Annotated in this window: 11 protein-coding genes; 6 read left to right on the forward strand and 5 right to left on the reverse strand. The window is 67.6% G+C overall.

Annotation, left to right across the window (positions count from 1 at the left end; genetic code table 11):
• Nucleotides 1-198: 198 nt before the first annotated feature.
• Nucleotides 199-420, forward strand: a complete 222-nt coding sequence (locus tag PUN71_RS21525) for a DUF7455 domain-containing protein (protein WP_018769678.1) — start codon at nt 199-201, stop codon at nt 418-420.
• 189 nt (nt 421-609) lie between these two features.
• On the opposite strand, the gene PUN71_RS21530 is transcribed toward PUN71_RS21525, so the two are convergent.
• From PUN71_RS21530 to PUN71_RS21545, 4 genes are all read right to left on the reverse strand, one after another.
• Nucleotides 610-1,929, reverse strand: a complete 1,320-nt coding sequence (locus PUN71_RS21530) for an RNA polymerase sigma factor (RefSeq protein WP_277800041.1) — start codon at nt 1,927-1,929, stop codon at nt 610-612.
• 324 nt (nt 1,930-2,253) lie between these two features.
• Nucleotides 2,254-3,576, reverse strand: coding sequence for a DUF4192 domain-containing protein (locus PUN71_RS21535; protein ID WP_277800042.1), 1,323 nt, complete (start codon nt 3,574-3,576; stop codon nt 2,254-2,256).
• 112 nt (nt 3,577-3,688) lie between these two features.
• The gene (locus PUN71_RS21540) at nt 3,689-5,035 is read right to left on the reverse strand and encodes an MFS transporter (protein ID WP_043449431.1); all 1,347 of its coding nucleotides are present in this window, start codon (nt 5,033-5,035) and stop codon (nt 3,689-3,691) included.
• A 51-nt stretch (nt 5,036-5,086) separates the two neighbouring features.
• A complete protein-coding gene (locus PUN71_RS21545) occupies nt 5,087-6,025 on the reverse strand; it encodes a proteasome assembly chaperone family protein (RefSeq protein WP_277800043.1) in 939 nt (312 codons plus the stop codon).
• Between the two features lie 258 nt (nt 6,026-6,283).
• On the opposite strand from PUN71_RS21545, the gene PUN71_RS21550 reads away from it, so the two are divergent.
• The 5 genes from PUN71_RS21550 (at nt 6,284) to PUN71_RS21570 (ending at nt 12,382) form a co-directional block, all read left to right on the forward strand.
• On the forward strand, nt 6,284-7,807 hold the full coding sequence (locus PUN71_RS21550; RefSeq protein ID WP_277800044.1) for a leucyl aminopeptidase: 1,524 nt from the start codon (nt 6,284-6,286) through the stop codon (nt 7,805-7,807).
• 264 nt (nt 7,808-8,071) lie between these two features.
• A complete protein-coding gene (gene lpdA / locus PUN71_RS21555) occupies nt 8,072-9,454 on the forward strand; it encodes a dihydrolipoyl dehydrogenase (protein WP_277800045.1) in 1,383 nt (460 codons plus the stop codon).
• 114 nt (nt 9,455-9,568) lie between these two features.
• Complete coding sequence (gene sucB / locus PUN71_RS21560) at nt 9,569-11,311, forward strand: 2-oxoglutarate dehydrogenase, E2 component, dihydrolipoamide succinyltransferase (protein WP_277800046.1); 1,743 nt, start codon at nt 9,569-9,571, stop codon at nt 11,309-11,311.
• Nucleotides 11,312-11,459: 148 nt separating this feature from the next.
• Nucleotides 11,460-11,813 carry a hypothetical protein gene (locus tag PUN71_RS21565; RefSeq protein ID WP_277800047.1) on the forward strand — a complete coding sequence of 118 codons (354 nt, stop codon included), beginning with the start codon at nt 11,460-11,462 and terminating at the stop codon, nt 11,811-11,813.
• Between the two features lie 140 nt (nt 11,814-11,953).
• Nucleotides 11,954-12,382 carry an OsmC family protein gene (locus PUN71_RS21570; protein ID WP_043449421.1) on the forward strand — a complete coding sequence of 143 codons (429 nt, stop codon included), beginning with the start codon at nt 11,954-11,956 and terminating at the stop codon, nt 12,380-12,382.
• Nucleotides 12,383-12,474: 92 nt separating this feature from the next.
• On the opposite strand, the gene PUN71_RS21575 is transcribed toward PUN71_RS21570, so the two are convergent.
• The coding region (locus PUN71_RS21575) for a S41 family peptidase (protein ID WP_277800048.1) at nt 12,475-15,842 on the reverse strand (3,368 nt) is incomplete at its 5' end.

The raw sequence follows: 15,842 nt of genomic DNA on the forward strand, positions 1-15,842 counted from the left end.
GTCGGCGGCAGCCCGGGCGGCCGCCTGCCACACCCTCCGGCGCGTGTGCGCCACGCCACCAGGGGCCGTGATGTGCGGAACTGTGCAATTCTTGACCGAACCTTGTGGATACGCGCACAGCGAACTTGCCCCATCCTTGCGATGGTTTGGATACGAATGCTGGTTATATAGATGTACTGATCTACTAAGGAGGCCGACATGACAACAGCAGTGGCAGACCGCACACTAAACGCACTCGACCGGTGCGACCGTTGCGGAGCTCAGGCATATGTCCGGGTTGTACTCGAGTCCTCCGGCGGTGAGCTGCTGTTCTGCGGCCACCACGCGCGTGCAGTCGAGGCGACGCTCAAGCCCTTGAGCTCCGGCTGGCACGACGAGACGGGAAAGCTTCACGAGAAAGCTGCCGTCGAGATCGACTAGATGAGGCATCGGTAACCAACGATCCCGCGGGACCTCTCCATTACGGAGGGGTCCCGCGGGCGTTTAAGGGACTCCAGGCGATTTCCGTGGATAACAAAGGGCCGTTCCGGAACCACCCCACGGTGGTTCCGGAACGGCCCTTCAACGAGTCCTGCCTCTAAAGCAGTGCTTGTTGCCCCGTCCCCGGGATTAGTCCAGGTAGTCCCGCAGCACCTGCGACCTGGAGGGGTGGCGCAGCTTGGACATGGTCTTCGATTCGATCTGGCGGATGCGTTCGCGGGTCACGCCGTAGACCTTTCCGATTTCGTCTAAAGTCTTCGGCTGTCCGTCGGTCAGGCCAAAACGCATGGCAACCACGCCGGCTTCGCGTTCGGAGAGGGTGTCCAGCACGGAGTGCAGCTGCTCCTGTAGGAGGGTGAAGCTCACGGCGTCGGCCGGAACAACGGCCTCCGAATCCTCGATCAGGTCGCCGAACTCGGAATCGCCGTCCTCGCCCAGGGGCGTGTGCAGCGAAATCGGCTCGCGGCCGTACTTCTGGACCTCGACGACCTTTTCCGGGGTCATGTCGAGTTCCAGCGCCAGCTCTTCGGGCGTGGGTTCGCGGCCGAGGTCCTGCAGCATCTGCCGCTGGACACGGGCCAGCTTGTTGATGACCTCCACCATGTGGACCGGGATACGGATCGTGCGGGCCTGGTCGGCCATGGCACGGGTGATGGCCTGCCGAATCCACCAGGTGGCGTAGGTGGAGAACTTGAAGCCCTTGGTGTAGTCGAACTTCTCGACGGCGCGGATCAGGCCCAGGTTGCCTTCCTGGATCAGGTCCAGGAAGAGCATGCCGCGGCCGGTGTAGCGCTTGGCCAGCGAAACCACCAGGCGGAGGTTGGCTTCCAGCAGGTGGTTCTTGGCGCGCTTGCCGTCGTGGATGATGAATTCGAGTTCGCGCTTGTACTTCGGATCCATGGAACCGTCGTCGGCAGCGATCTTCTCCTCGGCGAACAGGCCGGCCTCGATTCGAAGTGCAAGGTCGACTTCCTGCTCGGCGTTGAGCAGCGCGACCTTACCGATCTGCTTGAGGTAGTCCTTGACGGGGTCGGCCGTGGCGCCCGCTGACATGACCTGCTGAACGGGGGCGTCGTCATCGTCTGCGTCCGAGTAGACGAAGCCCTTGCCGCTGCCGGCGGCACCCTTGACGGGATCGGCGTCGGCGTCGGCGTCCTCGGTTGCCTCCGGGCCTTCTTCCAGGACGATGTCGTCGAGGTCCTCCTCGACGTCCTCGACCTCGTCCGGATCAACATCGGTGGCAGACTTCCCGGCAGCTTCGGCTGCGGCCTTGGCACCGGGCTTGGGCCCACGTTTCTTGGGCTCGCGCGTGCCGTCCGCTGCCTTGCCGGCCGAGGCCTTGTTGGCGGCACGCGTGGCTGCCCGCTTGGCATTGGTCGCGGCCTGCTTCTCCTCAGGGGACAAGACGTCCTGGGCGGCGGAATCCTTCTTCGTGGAAGACGGGGTCACAGAAAACCTTTCTAGCGGTGGTCTGTGGAATCACCATACGGGCAACACCACTATGACCCTGTCAAGTCCGTGGTGAAAACCAAGCGCCACCACGGCCGGCAGAGTCACTTAAGACAACTCCCGGAGCGGCTGTAATGTTCCCTTGCGGGCCGTTTACAAGCACTCGATACACGGACCCAACCGGGTCTCGGCATCCATTGTCTCATGATTTGCCCGGATCCGGCCTACCCATCCGTCATCCGTTCCCGCCGCCGCACCCTTTCCCGCTCCGCCAGGGTGCTCCGGTGCCTGCTAGCTGCACTGCCCAGGCCGGTTGCCGTCCGGCTAGAACACCTCCTCCTCTCCCGCCCCTGCAGGGCCGGCCTGAAATTTTTGCCAGGCCGAGTCCTTGCGTGCAGCCCAGCCGCAGAGTGTTCCCCGGCCCACCAGTTCCAGCAGGAGCTCGGCAAGGCGGCATCCGGGCTCCAGCTCAAGAGCCCCGCCCAGGTACGCGGCTGCGTAGGAGCCCCGGCCACGGCACCATGCCACCCACCCCCGGAGCGTCAACGCCGCTGCAGCCGCGGGCCCGCCAAAGACCGCAAGTTCGCCGAGGGTCCGGTCCAGGGCGCCCAGGGCCACCCAGTCCGGAACGTCGGGTGACACGCCCATCAGGACCTCGCCATAGCCGGCGGGAGCCCGGCTGGAGACAGCGCCGGCGCCAGGCACACCGTTCGCCGCCCCGGGTGCGGATTTCCGCATGGCCTTGGACCACCCTTGTTCCGCCGGAAGCCGCCGGCCCGGCCGTTTGGCGGGGAGCAGCGGCGGCACCACCGCTGGGGCATTGCCCGTCTCCGCGTCCCCGTGCACAAAGATCCCGAACTGTTCGGCGCCGGAGAGGGCAGCCTGCCTGCCGGCGGCTGCCATCACCATCACGGCGTCGCGCCAGGCAGGCACAAGCAGTGTGGCGCGAAGGAAGGCATCGCGCTCGACATCCGCTGTCCAGGCCTGGTCTGTGGCCCCGGTCAGCAGCATAAGCCAGAAATCGAGCACCGCATTGAACTGTGCCCGGTTCCTGGACCGCCCGGCCAGGACCTGTTCCCAGCGGGCCTGGGCCTCACGGACGGCTGCCAGGTGCATGGCGGGGACTGCTGCTGCGGGCCTGCTGTTGGCACGGGGCGCCGGACCCACGCTGCTGCCCCGGTACACCATCTCCGTGTTAAGCGTGCTGTCCCTGATGGCCTGGACGGGCCGCCCCTGGGGAGGGCAGCAGGAGGCATCGGTGCACCACGCGTCCCGCCAGTAGGCGTCACCGACGTACCAGGCATCGCGGACGGGCATCCCGGCCTGGTCCAGGACGGACTCCACTACGGACACCAGGAGGTCATAGGGCGATGACGGACCCATGTCCGCGTCAGTGGTGAAGACGGCCAGCAGCGCGCCGTCCGCTTCCCGGTCCGACTCCAGGTAGCGGCGGACGGCACAGGCGAAAGCGGAGGGGTCGGCCAGTCCATCGGGCCCGGGGAGGTCGAGCCGCAGCGTGGCGCCCAGTGTCGTGCCGTGCAGTGTCATGGCCACCAGGCTTGAGTCCGGCCAGTACCCCAGGGAATGGGGAATGAAACCGAGGATGTCTTCCGGGCCGCGGACTGTCAATCGTTCGGGAGCTGTCATGGCTCCAGCATCGGCCCAGGGTCCTGCGCGCAGAAGGCAGCACGGCGTGTAAGTGGACAAGTCCGGAGACAGCCGGCTGGAATCCGCGCCGGGCGGCCCTGTGGAGGAGCAGTCAGTCGCCCGGGGAGATCTTCTGGCGGCGGCGGGCCAGGCTTTCGCGGCGCTGCCGGGCGAGGGCGCTGCGCAGCGGCGGCACCACGATCCCTTGGGCTGCCATCTGCCGGCGCACCTTCCGCCGGGAGGCAAGGATGGCGACGGCGCCAAAGGCGAGCAGGAGGAACTGGACGCTCAGGGCCAGCCGGAAGGGATCCAGTCCGTACAGCACCCCCTGCGAGAACCCGGTGGCATACAGCACGTCGAGGACCAGGCCAATGAGGAAGATGGACACCAGCGCCGCGATGAAGCCGCCAACGTTGACAATCCCGGTGGCAGTGCCGATCCGGTGTGCGGGATTGAAGGTCCGGGCGAAATCGAAGCCGATCATCGAACCGGGGCCGCCCACCGCGAGGACCACCACCAGGCCGGCCAGCAGCCACAGCGGGGCACGTCCGGGCAGCAGCAGCACCGCGGCCCAGGCTGCGGCGGTCGCGCCGGCGATCAGCAGGACCATGGTGGAGCGGCGCAGCGGATGGCGTGACACAAAGCGTCCGATGAAGGGTCCCACCGCCATGGCCGCCGCGACGTACAGGGCCATGAGGGCGGCGACGGTGCCGGCGTCCAGGCCCTGGCCCGAGATCAGGAACGGATAGCCCCAGGTCATGGCGAACACGGTGCCGCTGAACTGGATGGTGAAGTGGCTCCACATGCCCAGCCTGGTGCCGGGCTGGCGCCACGCGCGGGCCAGCGAGGCGCCGGTGGCCCGGAGCCCCTGCCGGGCATGCGGACGTTCGGTGCCGGGGGGAGCATCCTGCAGCAGGAGGAGGACCAGGACGACGGCGAGGGCGGACATCCCAGCAAGCATCAGGAATGCGGGGGTCCAGCCTGACAGGTGCAGCACGAGCGCGAAGGGCAGGACACTGAACAGCTGCCCCAGCTGGCCCGACATGCCGGTCAGCTGGGTGACCAGCGGGACCCGGGCGGGCGCGAACCACAGCGGGATGAGCCGGATCACCGAGATGAAGGTCATCGCGTCGCCGGCCCCTACCAGCACACGGCCCAGCACCCCGCCGGGGATGCTTTCGGCGAAGGCCAGCTGCAGCTGTCCCAGCCCCATCAGGACGGCGCCGCCGGCGATCATGGCACGTGAGCCGAACCGGTCCACCAGCAGGCCCACGGGGATCTGGAGGCCTGCGTAGACCAGCAGCTGCAGGACGGTGAAGAAGGAGATCGCAGACGCGGTGGCGTGGAACCGCTCGGTGGCTTCGAGTCCCACCACGCCGAACGAGGTCCGCTGCGCCACGGCCACCAGGTACCCGAAAATTCCAATGGTCCAGATAAGCCAGGCGCGGGGTGCAGTCACCTCTTCATTATGCCCGGCGCTTCCCCGCGTACCCCGCGGCTGTGACCGGTCTTACTGCCCCGGGTTTTCCCTGGCCAGGTAGGCCTCCACCGCGGCGCCCAGGTCGTCAGCGTCCGGGAGTTCATCGTTTTCGTTCGCCAGGAGGGACCGGCGCACCATACCGTCCGCCTTCTCGTCGTACCGGGTTTCGAGGCGCGCCACCACCTGCTGGACCTCCTCGGAGGCCTCGATCTGTTCCGCGATCTGGCGGCTGACTTCCCGGCCCGATTCACGGAGCCGGTCGGTGGGGAGCATCAGAGAGGTGGCTGCGCCCAGGTATTCGAGCCCGGCAACGGCCGCGGTGGGGTACTCCGCTTCGGCCAGGTAGTGCGGAACGTGGATCACGTAGCCGGCCACGTTGCGCCCGGCTTCCACCAGCCGGAGCTCCAGGATGTGTCCGACGGCCGCAGGAACCTCGACGGTGGGTTTCCACACCGAGATGCCCTCGATCAGCTCGGGCCGGTTGCCATGCACCGTGACTCCCACGGGCCGCGTGTGCGGAACGGGCATGGGGATGGAGTGGATCCAGGTGACCAGGTTGACGTCGAGCTTCTCCACAATGTTCACCACGGCGCGCGCAAACCGTTCCCACTGCAGGTCCGGCTCGAACCCGGCCAGCAGGAGGAATGGCTTCCCGAGTCCGTCCACCAGGCGGTAGAGGGCCAGCCGGGGCTCCTGGTAGTCCTGGACGTGGTCCTCGACGAAGGTCAGGTGCGGCCGGCGGGACCGGTAGTCGATGAGCTGGTCGGCGTCGAAGACCGCGACCGGCTGGGCGTCGAGGGTATCCAGCAGTTCGGCGTTGATCTGCTTGACCACGTGGCCGGCGTCGGCGAACCCGGTGAAGCCCATGACCATGTTCAGCCCGCGCAGTTCGGGGCTGTGGAACAGCTCGATGTTGCTGGCATAGAGCGCGTCGGGGTCCAGCAGGGAGCCGGAAATCCGTTCAAGCACGGCATGTTCCTTTCAGGGGTACGGGCGGACATCATTCATAACGCGGCAGGGGCGGCCGGCATTCCGCGGCGCGGTGTGGTGCACATCTCAGGAAATTCTCCCGCTGCGCCGGGGAAGGGCTACGATCGGAACTGGCCTGCCAGGCGGGCCTGCACGCACCCGGGAACCGTCCGGAACGGCCGGATCCGGGACACCCTTGGCAGAGCGCCCAACATGCATCCCTGCCCCGAACGTTTCGAGAATCGAGGACTCATCCCTGTGGTCAAGAATACTGAAATCAACCTTAGTACCGTCTCGCGGGACCTTAAGAGGAACCCCAGCGACGCAGTGGTCATCGGGGTGGGGCAGGGAAGCGACGGGCCCGTCCTGCTGGACAACCCGCTGACGGCGAAGTCCGCAGAGGCCCTCGCCGACTCGCTCAAGGGACTCGGCGTGACGGGCGCCGCGGACCAGCTGGTCCGCCTCCCGGGACTGCCCGAAACCGGCGCCGGCATCCTGGCCCTTGCCGGCGTGGGCAAGGTTTCCGCGTCAGAGCAGCCCGCGGGCGAGTCGCTGCGCAGGGCAGCGGGATCGGCAGTCCGGCAGCTGGCAGGCCTCGCCACGGTCACCCTGGCATTCCCGACGGCGACCGTCCAGGACGTCGCGGCAGTGGCCGAGGGTGCCGCGCTGGGCGCCTACTCCTTCACTGAGTTCCGGTCCTCCACGGACGGGCTCAAAGACCCGGTCCGCAACGCCGTGATCTTCACGGAGCTCCCAGGCACCGGGGACCTGGACGCTGCCCTGAAGCGTGCCGGCCTAGTGGCCAAGGCCGTGAACGCCACCCGTTCCCTGGTCAACACACCGCCCAGCCACCTCTACCCCGAATCATTTGCGGAGGCCGCCAAGGACCTCGCCAAGGGCCTGCCCGTCAAGGTCACCGTTTGGGACGAGAAGCGCCTCGAGAAGGAAGGCTTCGGCGGCATCATGGGCGTCGGCAAGGGCTCCAGCCGCCAGCCGCGCCTGGTCAAGGTCGAGTACTCCCCTGCCAAAGCCACCGCCAAGATCGCCCTGGTGGGCAAGGGCATCACGTTCGACACCGGCGGCATCTCCCTCAAGCCGGCCCTGAACATGGGCGACATGAAGAGCGACATGGCGGGCGCCGCCGTCGTCCTTAACACTGTCCTGGCCCTCGCCGGCCTCGGCCTGCCGGTCAAGGCCACCGCCTGGCTCTGCATCGCGGAGAACATGCCCGGCGGCGGGGCGTCGCGCCCGGCCGACGTCCTGACCATGTTCGGCGGCAAAACGGTGGAAGTCCTCAACACCGATGCCGAAGGCCGGCTGGTCATGGCGGACGGCATCGTCGCCGCAAGCCGCGAATACCCGGACGCCATCATCGACGTCGCCACCCTGACGGGGGCACAGCTCATCGCCCTGGGCAACCGCACCGCCGGCATCATGGGATCCGAAACCGTCACCGGGCCGCTCAAGGCAGCAGCCGACCGCGCGGGGGAGCTGGTCTGGCCCATGCCGCTGCCCGAGGAACTGCGTCCCAGCCTGGACTCGCAGGTGGCGGACCTGGCCAATATTGGCGAACGACACGGCGGCATGATGACCGCCGCCGTGTTCCTGCGCGAGTTTGTGGGTAAGGACAAGGCGGGCGAACAGATCCCCTGGGCGCACATCGACATCGCGGGTCCGTCCTTCAACAACGGCAGCCCGTACGGCTACACCCACAAGCAGGGCACCGGATGCACCGTCCGCACCCTGGTTGCGTACGTCGAGGACCTCCTGGCCGCGGCCTGAGCCTCCGCCCCGGCGGGGCCACGGGCCGTGTCACGCGGCCTTGCGGCGCAGGTGATCCCTGTGCCACAAAGCCGCGTGACACTGGACACAAGCGCTCCACAAACGCAGCGCCAAGGTGGAGCATGGATAGGTGGTTCGCTAAGGTGAACCACGGTAGTCACAAATGCAAGAGAGTTGCCCTGCTGACATAATCACGGCAGTGCAAGTTCCAAGACCAGATGATGCGCGCTGATCGCGTCATCGTTCACGCGAGGGAGCGTTTAAGTGGCCGATCAGGCAACTGCGCAAGAATTCGACATCCTGGTACTCGGTGGCGGCAGCGGCGGATACGCTGCGGCGCTGCGTGCAGTACAGCTCGGCCTCACCGTCGGCCTCGTGGAGAAGGGCAAGCTGGGCGGCACCTGCCTCCACAACGGCTGCATCCCCACCAAGGCCCTGCTGCACTCCGCAGAGCTGGCCGACCACGCCCGTGATTCCGCCAAGTACGGCGTGAACGTCACCCTCGACGGCATCGACATCAACGCCGTCAACGCCTACAAGGACGGCATCATTGCCGGCAAGTACAAGGGCCTGCAGGGCCTGATCAAGTCCAAGGGCATCACCGTCATCGAGGGTGAAGGCAAGCTCCAGGGCACCGACACCGTCGTGGTGAACGGCACCGCCTACAAGGGCAAGAACATCGTGCTGGCCACCGGCTCCTACTCCCGCACCCTCCCGGGCCTGGAAATCGGCGGCAAGGTCATTACTTCCGACCAGGCCCTGACCATGGACTTCATCCCGAAGAGCGCCATCATCCTCGGCGGCGGCGTCATCGGCGTCGAATTCGCCTCCGTCTGGAAGTCGTTCGGCGTGGACGTCACCATCGTTGAAGGCCTGCCCTCCCTCGTTCCCAACGAGGACGCCACGATCATCAAGAACTTCGAGCGCGCCTTCAAGAAGCGCGGCATCAAGTTCTCCACCGGCGTGTTCTTCCAGGGCGTCGAGCAGAATGACGACGGCGTGAAGGTCACCCTGGTGGACGGCAAGACGTTCGAGGCCGACCTCCTCCTGGTCGCTGTTGGCCGCGGCCCCGTCACCGCCAACCTCGGCTACGAGGAAGCAGGCGTCACCATCGACCGCGGCTTCGTCATCACCAACGAGCGCCTGCACACGGGCGTGGGCAACATCTACGCCGTCGGCGACATCGTTCCCGGCGTGCAGCTGGCCCACCGCGGCTACCAGCAGGGCATTTTCGTGGCCGAGGAGATCGCGGGCCTGAAGCCGGTGGTTGTCGAGGACATCAACATTCCCAAGGTCACCTACTCCGAACCCGAGATCGCCACGGTCGGCTACACCGAGAAGGCTGCCAAGGAAAAGTTCGGCGAAGACCAGGTGCAGACCCAGGAATACAACCTGGCCGGCAACGGCAAGAGCTCCATCCTGGGCACCTCGGGCCTGGTCAAGCTGGTCCGCCAGAAGGACGGCCCCGTGGTGGGCGTCCACATGATCGGTGCCCGCATGGGCGAGCAGGTGGGCGAGGCCCAGCTGATCGTGAACTGGGAAGCCTACCCGGAGGATGTGGCGCAGCTGGTGCACGCCCACCCCACCCAGAACGAAGCCCTCGGCGAAGCCCACCTGGCGCTGGCCGGAAAGCCGCTGCACGGCTAATTTTCAACAGCATTACCAGGCCAGGTGCACCCGGCCGCGCAGGCCGGGTGCACCAGGCTTCCAACAAGGCAGCAACCATTCGCACTAAAGATCAATAAGGAGAACGGGGACGACATGTCTGAATCCGTTAACTTGCCCGCCCTCGGTGAGAGTGTCACCGAAGGAACCGTCACCCGCTGGCTCAAGCAGGTAGGTGACCGGGTAGAGGTGGACGAGCCGCTGCTCGAAGTCTCCACCGACAAAGTAGACACTGAAATCCCCTCTCCTGTAGCTGGCGTGATTGAAGAAATCCTGGTCGCTGAAGATGAGACCGCTGAAGTAGGCGCACCGCTGGTGCGCATCGGCGACGGCTCCGGCGGCGGCTCCGCACCCGCCGAAGCCCCGGCCGAAGCAGCCCCCACCCAGGAAGCCCCTGCCGAAGCAGCACCGGCTGAGGAAGCTCCCGCCCAGGAGGCCCCCGCCGAAGCAGCCCCCGCCCAGGAAGCTCCGGCTGCCGGCGGCGGCGAAGGCCACGAGGTCACCCTCCCCGCACTGGGCGAGAGCGTCACCGAAGGCACCGTGACCCGCTGGCTCAAGGCCGTCGGCGACTCCGTCGAGGTGGACGAGCCCCTGCTGGAAGTCTCCACCGACAAGGTTGACACCGAGATCCCGTCCCCGGTGGCCGGTACCCTCCAGGAAATCCGGGTCAACGAGGACGAGACCGCCGAGGTAGGGTCCGTACTGGCCGTCATCGGTTCCGGCGCACCCGCTGCCGCGGCACCCCAGGCTGCACCTGCCGCTCCCCAGCAGGAGGCGCCGAAGCAGGAAGCCCCCAAGCAGGAGGCACCCGCCCCCGCAGCCGCTCCGGCTCCCGCGCCCCAGGCTGCACCCGCAGCAGCCGCCGCACCTGCACCGGCAGCCCAGGAAGCGCCGTCCGCCGGCGGTTCCGAGTCCGGCTACGTCACTCCCCTGGTCCGCAAGCTGGCCAACCAGCACGGCGTGGACATCTCCTCGCTCTCCGGCACCGGCGTCGGCGGCCGCATCCGCAAGCAGGACGTCCTTGCCGCCGCTGAAGCGAAGGCCGCTCCCGCAGCCGCTCCGGCTGCTGCCCCGGCCGCCTCAGCTCCGGCTGCCTCGGGTGCGGCCGCCTCGTCGCTGCGCGGCACCACCCAGAAGGCTCCGCGCATCCGCCAGGTCATCGCCCGCCGCATGCGCGAGTCGCTGGAAATCTCCACCCAGCTGACCCAGGTCCACGAGGTGGACATGACCAAGGTCGCCAAGCTCCGTGCCCGCGCCAAGAACTCCTTCCAGGCGCAGAACGGCACCAAGCTGACCTTCCTGCCCTTCATCGCCAAGGCGGTCGCCGAGGCCCTCAAGCAGCACCCCAAGCTCAACGCTGCCTACGACGAGGAAAAGCAGGAAATCACGTACCACAACGCCGAACACCTGGCGATCGCCGTCGACACCGACAAGGGCCTGCTGGTCCCGGTCATCGCCGACGCCGGCAACCTGAACCTCGCCGGTCTTGCGGGCAAGATCGCCGACGTGGCCTCCCGCACCCGCGATGGCAAGATCGGCCCGGACGAACTGTCCGGCGGCACGTTCAGCATCACCAACATCGGTTCGGTGGGGGCCCTGTTCGACACCCCCATCATCAACCAGCCGCAGGTTGGCATCCTGGGCACCGGTGCCATCGTCAAGCGTCCCGTCGTGGTTGCCGACGAGAACGGTGACGACTCGATCGCCATCCGCTCCATGATGTACCTGTCGCTGACGTACGACCACCGCCTCGTGGACGGTGCAGACGCCGGCCGCTTCCTCCAGACCCTGAAGGCACGCCTCGAAGAAGGCGCCTTCGAAGCGGACCTGGGACTGTAGCAACAGGCAAGCACACGACGGCGGCGGGTGCCAACGGTGGGATAACCACCGTCGGCGCGCGCCGCCGTCGTTGTTTAACGGCCACCCCGCACGGGTGGCCAGCGTGGCTTTGCTACGGGCCGTAGAACTGACTGGCTAAGCTAGGGCCATGACTATTCTGTTCAACATCCTGGTCTTCCTGCACGTGGTGGGCGCCGCCATGATCGTGGGGTACTGGATCGCCACGATGCGCACGCCCACCGTCCACCCGCGCCAGCGTGACGGCGCTTTCCTGCAGCTCCTCACCGGCATCGCCATGATGGGCATCCTTCCGTTCCTGCCGGACAAGGATCCCAACTACGCCAAACTGGGCATCAAGTTCGTCATCGCCGTCGTGGTTGCCGTCCTGGCGGTCATTGGCTCCCGCAGGGTCAAGAACGGACAGCCAGTTTCCACCGGCCTCGCCCACGGCGTCGGCGGCCTTGCCCTGGTCAATATCGCGATCGCCACCATCTGGCAGTAGCCACACCGGCCGCAGCAGCGGTCACAATCCTCTGAGAGCGGACAACCCGTGCACCGGAGGTGCGTGGTCCCTAGGATGGACAACGGTGGGCCCGGCCGCGAACGCGCCGGACCCGGATCGAACCGACGTTGAGGAGAGACATGGCTACAACACGCAACGCCCACACCGTATGGACCGGCAGCCTGACCGAAGGCTCAGGCAACACCACCCTGGACAGCTCGGGACTGGGCACCTTCGATGTCACCTGGAAGGCACGCACGGAGGCTGCAGGCGGAAAGACCAGCCCGGAAGAGCTGATCGCCGCGGCGCACTCGGCCTGCTTCTCCATGGCCTTCAGCCATGAACTCAGCCAGGCCGGCTTCACCCCGGAAGAGGTCAACACCAAGGCTGAGGTTGGCTTCCAGCCCGGCACCGGCATCACCGGCAGCCACCTGACCCTCAACGCCCGGATCCCCGGCATTTCGGAAGAGGACTTCCAGCGCATCGCCGAGGCCGCGAAGAAGGGCTGCCCGGTGTCCCAGGCCCTCGCCGGCATCGACATCACCCTCGACGCCACGCTCCAGTCCTAGGCGGGCGCCGCCGGTCCTGACAGGACGGCCTGAAACATGCAAAGGCCCTGTTCCTCCCGGTCTTCCGGGAAGGAACAGGGCCTTTGCCGTTGCTAGTTTTCCTGGCGGGCCGGCAGCGGTGCGGGCTTCAGGCGGCGGTAGCCTGAGCGCGCCGGCGGCCGGTCGGTGGGCAGTTCCTGGATCATTTCCTTCAGTGCGCCGATGCCGTACTCCAGCTGCGGATCACGTCCTGCAGCGTAGGCGTGCGGCGGATAGGCCACCTCGATGTCCGGATCAACGCCGTAATTCTCCACGCTCCAGCCCACCCCTCCACTGAACCAGTTGGCATAGCGGGGCTGGGTGACACCGGTACCGTCAGCCAGCGCGAAGCGGTTGTCGATGCCCACCACACCGCCCCACGTCCGGGTTCCGATCACCGGGCCGATGCCCCGCAGCTTCGAGACCTGGGTGATGATGTCGCCGTCGGACCCCGCAAACTCATCTGCAAGGATGATGACCGGTCCCCTCGGTGCGTGGTGGGGGTAGGTGCGCGGCTTCTCACCCCGCGGCATGCTCCATCCGGTCACCTTGCGGCCGATCAGTTCCGCGACGAGCTGGGACGTGTGGCCGCCGCGGTTGCGGCGCACATCCACAATCAGGCCGTCGAGCGCCGTTTCGGTGTCCAGGTCGCGGTGCAGCTGGGCCCAGCCGTTGGCCATCATGTCCGGGATGTGCAGGTAGCCGAAGGTTCCGTTGGAGGCTTCCCGGACGGTCCGCCGGTTGCCGGCTACCCATTCCTGGTAGCGCAGGCGCTCCTCATCCTTCACGGGCACGACGGCGACGCGGCGCTGGGTGCCTGCGCCGGCACCGTGGCCGGGGCCGTTGAGGAGGGTCAGCTCCACGGCGCGGCCGGCGGCCCCCACCAGCTGCATGGCGGGTGTGACGCCGGCGGACAGCGGGACGCCGTCGATGGCCAGCAGGATGTCGCCCGCCTTCGCCCCGACGCCGGGCCGCGTCAGCGGAGAGGTGGCCAACGGATCGGATGACTCACCGGCGAGGATCCGGGTGATTTCCCATCCGCGGGGGGTGTGGGCCAGATCGGCGCCGAGCCGTCCCTGGCCCCGGCTTCCGCGTTCGGTGACAGCAGCGGGGCGCACGTAGGCGTGGGATGTCCCCAGTTCGCCGTGCAGTTCCCACAGCAGGTCCACCAGGTCGTCGTGCGAGCCCAGGCGTTCCACCAGGGGGCGGTAGCGCGCGTGGATGGAGTCCCAGTCCTGGCCGGCCATGTCCTCGGTCCAGAAGAAGTCGCGCTGCAGGCGCCAGGCCTCGTCGAAGGCCTGTCCCCAGACGCTCAAGGGGTCCATCACCACGCGGATCCGGCTCAGGTCCACCTTGACCAGTTTGCCGGACTCCTCGTCCGCCTTGGCGTCGGATGGGATCACCGTGACCTGTTTGTCGGACACCAGCACTGCCTTGCTCCGGTCGCCGGACAGCCGGTAGCTGTCCACGGAGTCGGACAAGGTGGTTTGCCGGCGCCGGGCAATGTCGTAGCGGACCAGGCTGGGCCGTGCGTCCTTGTCCTCCTGGCTGGCCTTGCCGTCGCCGGTCACGCCGGACAGGACGGAGTCCAGCCAAAGGAGTCCGCCGTCCACGGCGGCCAGCGAGCTGTAATTGCCCTGCGGCACGGGGACAGTGATCACGCGGTGCGCCAGGCCCTCCGCATCCACCGTGACGGCAGGCGCCGCCCCGGCAGCGGTTTCGGCTGCCCCAGCGCCGGAGGCTTCGTCCTCCTCATCCCCGCCCGCCGGATCAACCGACGGGCCGAAGGGCGACGGCGTCTCCGCGGCGAGAGCCACCATGTACGGCTTGATGGGACTGGGGAAGGACAGGTCGAACGAGTGACCGTCGTAGACGGGGTCGAAGCTGCGGTTGGAGAGGAAGGCGAGGAACTTGCCGTCCGGGGTGAAGGCCGGGGAAGCGTCGCGGAAGCGGCCGTCCGTGACGTCCACGGGCGCGGCATCGAGCCGGTCCACGGTGGCCAGGCGCAGCCGGCTGCGGGAACCGAAGGAGGTGACCGGTTCCGACCAGGCCAGCCAGCGCGAATCCGCCGACCAGGCCAGCTCGGAAATGCTGCCTTCGCCGATGCTGGCAACCCGGGTCAAGTCCCCGGTGCGGGTATCCACCACGTACACGTCGCCGAACGACGTGCCCAGGGCAACCCACCGCCCGTCCGGGCTTGCTTCCAGCGAGCTGGCGCGCGACGGCGTAGGGACCGTGAGGTGGTCCTCTGCGGCAACTGCCGGGGCCTCAGCCGGGGCAGTTTCAGCCTGCGGCGCCACATCCGCCTGCTGCTCGTCGTCCGCGGGAACGTGGACGTGGCCGCCTGCCAGCACTGCCGCACCGGCGGCGGGCACCGGCTGGGGCAGGCGGATGGCGTCCTGCCCGTCGGGCGTGCCCCCGTCAGGGTTCCCGGAACCGGGAGTTTCGGACGCTGCTGCGCCGTTGCCGGCCGGTGCCTCCACCGGCCCGGCGCCGTAGGGAACCGGCGCGGCGATGTCCTTGATGTGCAATCCCTCCACGCCGTCGTGGTCGGCGATGTAGGCGATCCGGCCATCGCCCAGGGGCCGGGGCAGCCGGGCCCGGACGCCGGGGGTGGCCTCGATGATGCGGGAGGGCCCATCCTTGTGCCGCAGCCAGTGGATGGTTCCATGTGACTCCACGGCGCTGGCGGAGCCTGTGGCATCGGGTGCTGCGGCGCCCAGGTGCTTGACGGCATCGAGCAGCGCGGGACGCCTCGTCTGCGAGGCGGAGCCAAGGGTGATGTCCAGCTTCACGGCCTCCGCGCCAAGGTCGTGGAGGACCCAGAGTTCACCGGCGGATTCGAAGATGACCCGTTTCCCGTCGGTGGAAGCATGCCGGACGTAGAAGTCCTGGTGGTCGGTGTGCCGGCGCAGGCCGGTTCCGTCAGGAAGGACGGAGTACAGGTTGCCGTAGCCTTCGTGGTCTGAGAGGAAGGCGATCCGGCCGTCCACCCACAGGGGATCGGTGAGGTTGCCGTCGAGGTCCGGCACCAGCCGCTCGAACTCGCCGTTGCCGTCGCGGTCGATCCAGAGCTTGCCGGCGGTTCCGCCGCGGTACCGCTTCCACCATGCAGGTTCACGGGACAGGACGCTGGCCAGGACCACGGGACGTTCGTCCCCCACCTCGGGGCCGTAGGCAACTGATTCCACCGGGCCATACGGAAGTTCCTGGGCCCAGCCGCCCTCGAGGGGCACGCTGTACGCGTAGGTGTGGCGGCTTTCCGCCTGCCGGAAGGCGCTGGTGACCACGACCGAACCGGCAGCGGTGAAGCCCTTCACCTTCGTGGTGCTGTGCCCAAAGTAGGTGAGCTGCCGGTACCCGCCGCCGTCGACCTCTGCCGACACGACCTCCGGGGCCGTTCCCTGCACCACTGTCCACACCAGCCGCTTCCCGTCGGGGG

It is taken from the genome of Arthrobacter sp. NQ7, from assembly GCF_029581595.2.
In the GTDB taxonomy this organism is placed as follows: domain Bacteria; phylum Actinomycetota; class Actinomycetes; order Actinomycetales; family Micrococcaceae; genus Arthrobacter; species Arthrobacter phenanthrenivorans_B.

Excerpts from the sequence above, each read along its gene's own strand:
- PUN71_RS21525 (WP_018769678.1), top strand. The coding sequence starts at position 199 with ATGACAACAGCAGTGGCAGACCGCACACTAAACGCACTCGACCGGTGC.
- PUN71_RS21535 (WP_277800042.1), bottom strand. The coding sequence starts at position 3,576 with ATGACAGCTCCCGAACGATTGACAGTCCGCGGCCCGGAAGACATCCTC.
- sucB (WP_277800046.1), top strand. The coding sequence starts at position 9,569 with ATGTCTGAATCCGTTAACTTGCCCGCCCTCGGTGAGAGTGTCACCGAA.
- PUN71_RS21565 (WP_277800047.1), top strand. The coding sequence starts at position 11,460 with ATGACTATTCTGTTCAACATCCTGGTCTTCCTGCACGTGGTGGGCGCC.
- PUN71_RS21570 (WP_043449421.1), top strand. The coding sequence starts at position 11,954 with ATGGCTACAACACGCAACGCCCACACCGTATGGACCGGCAGCCTGACC.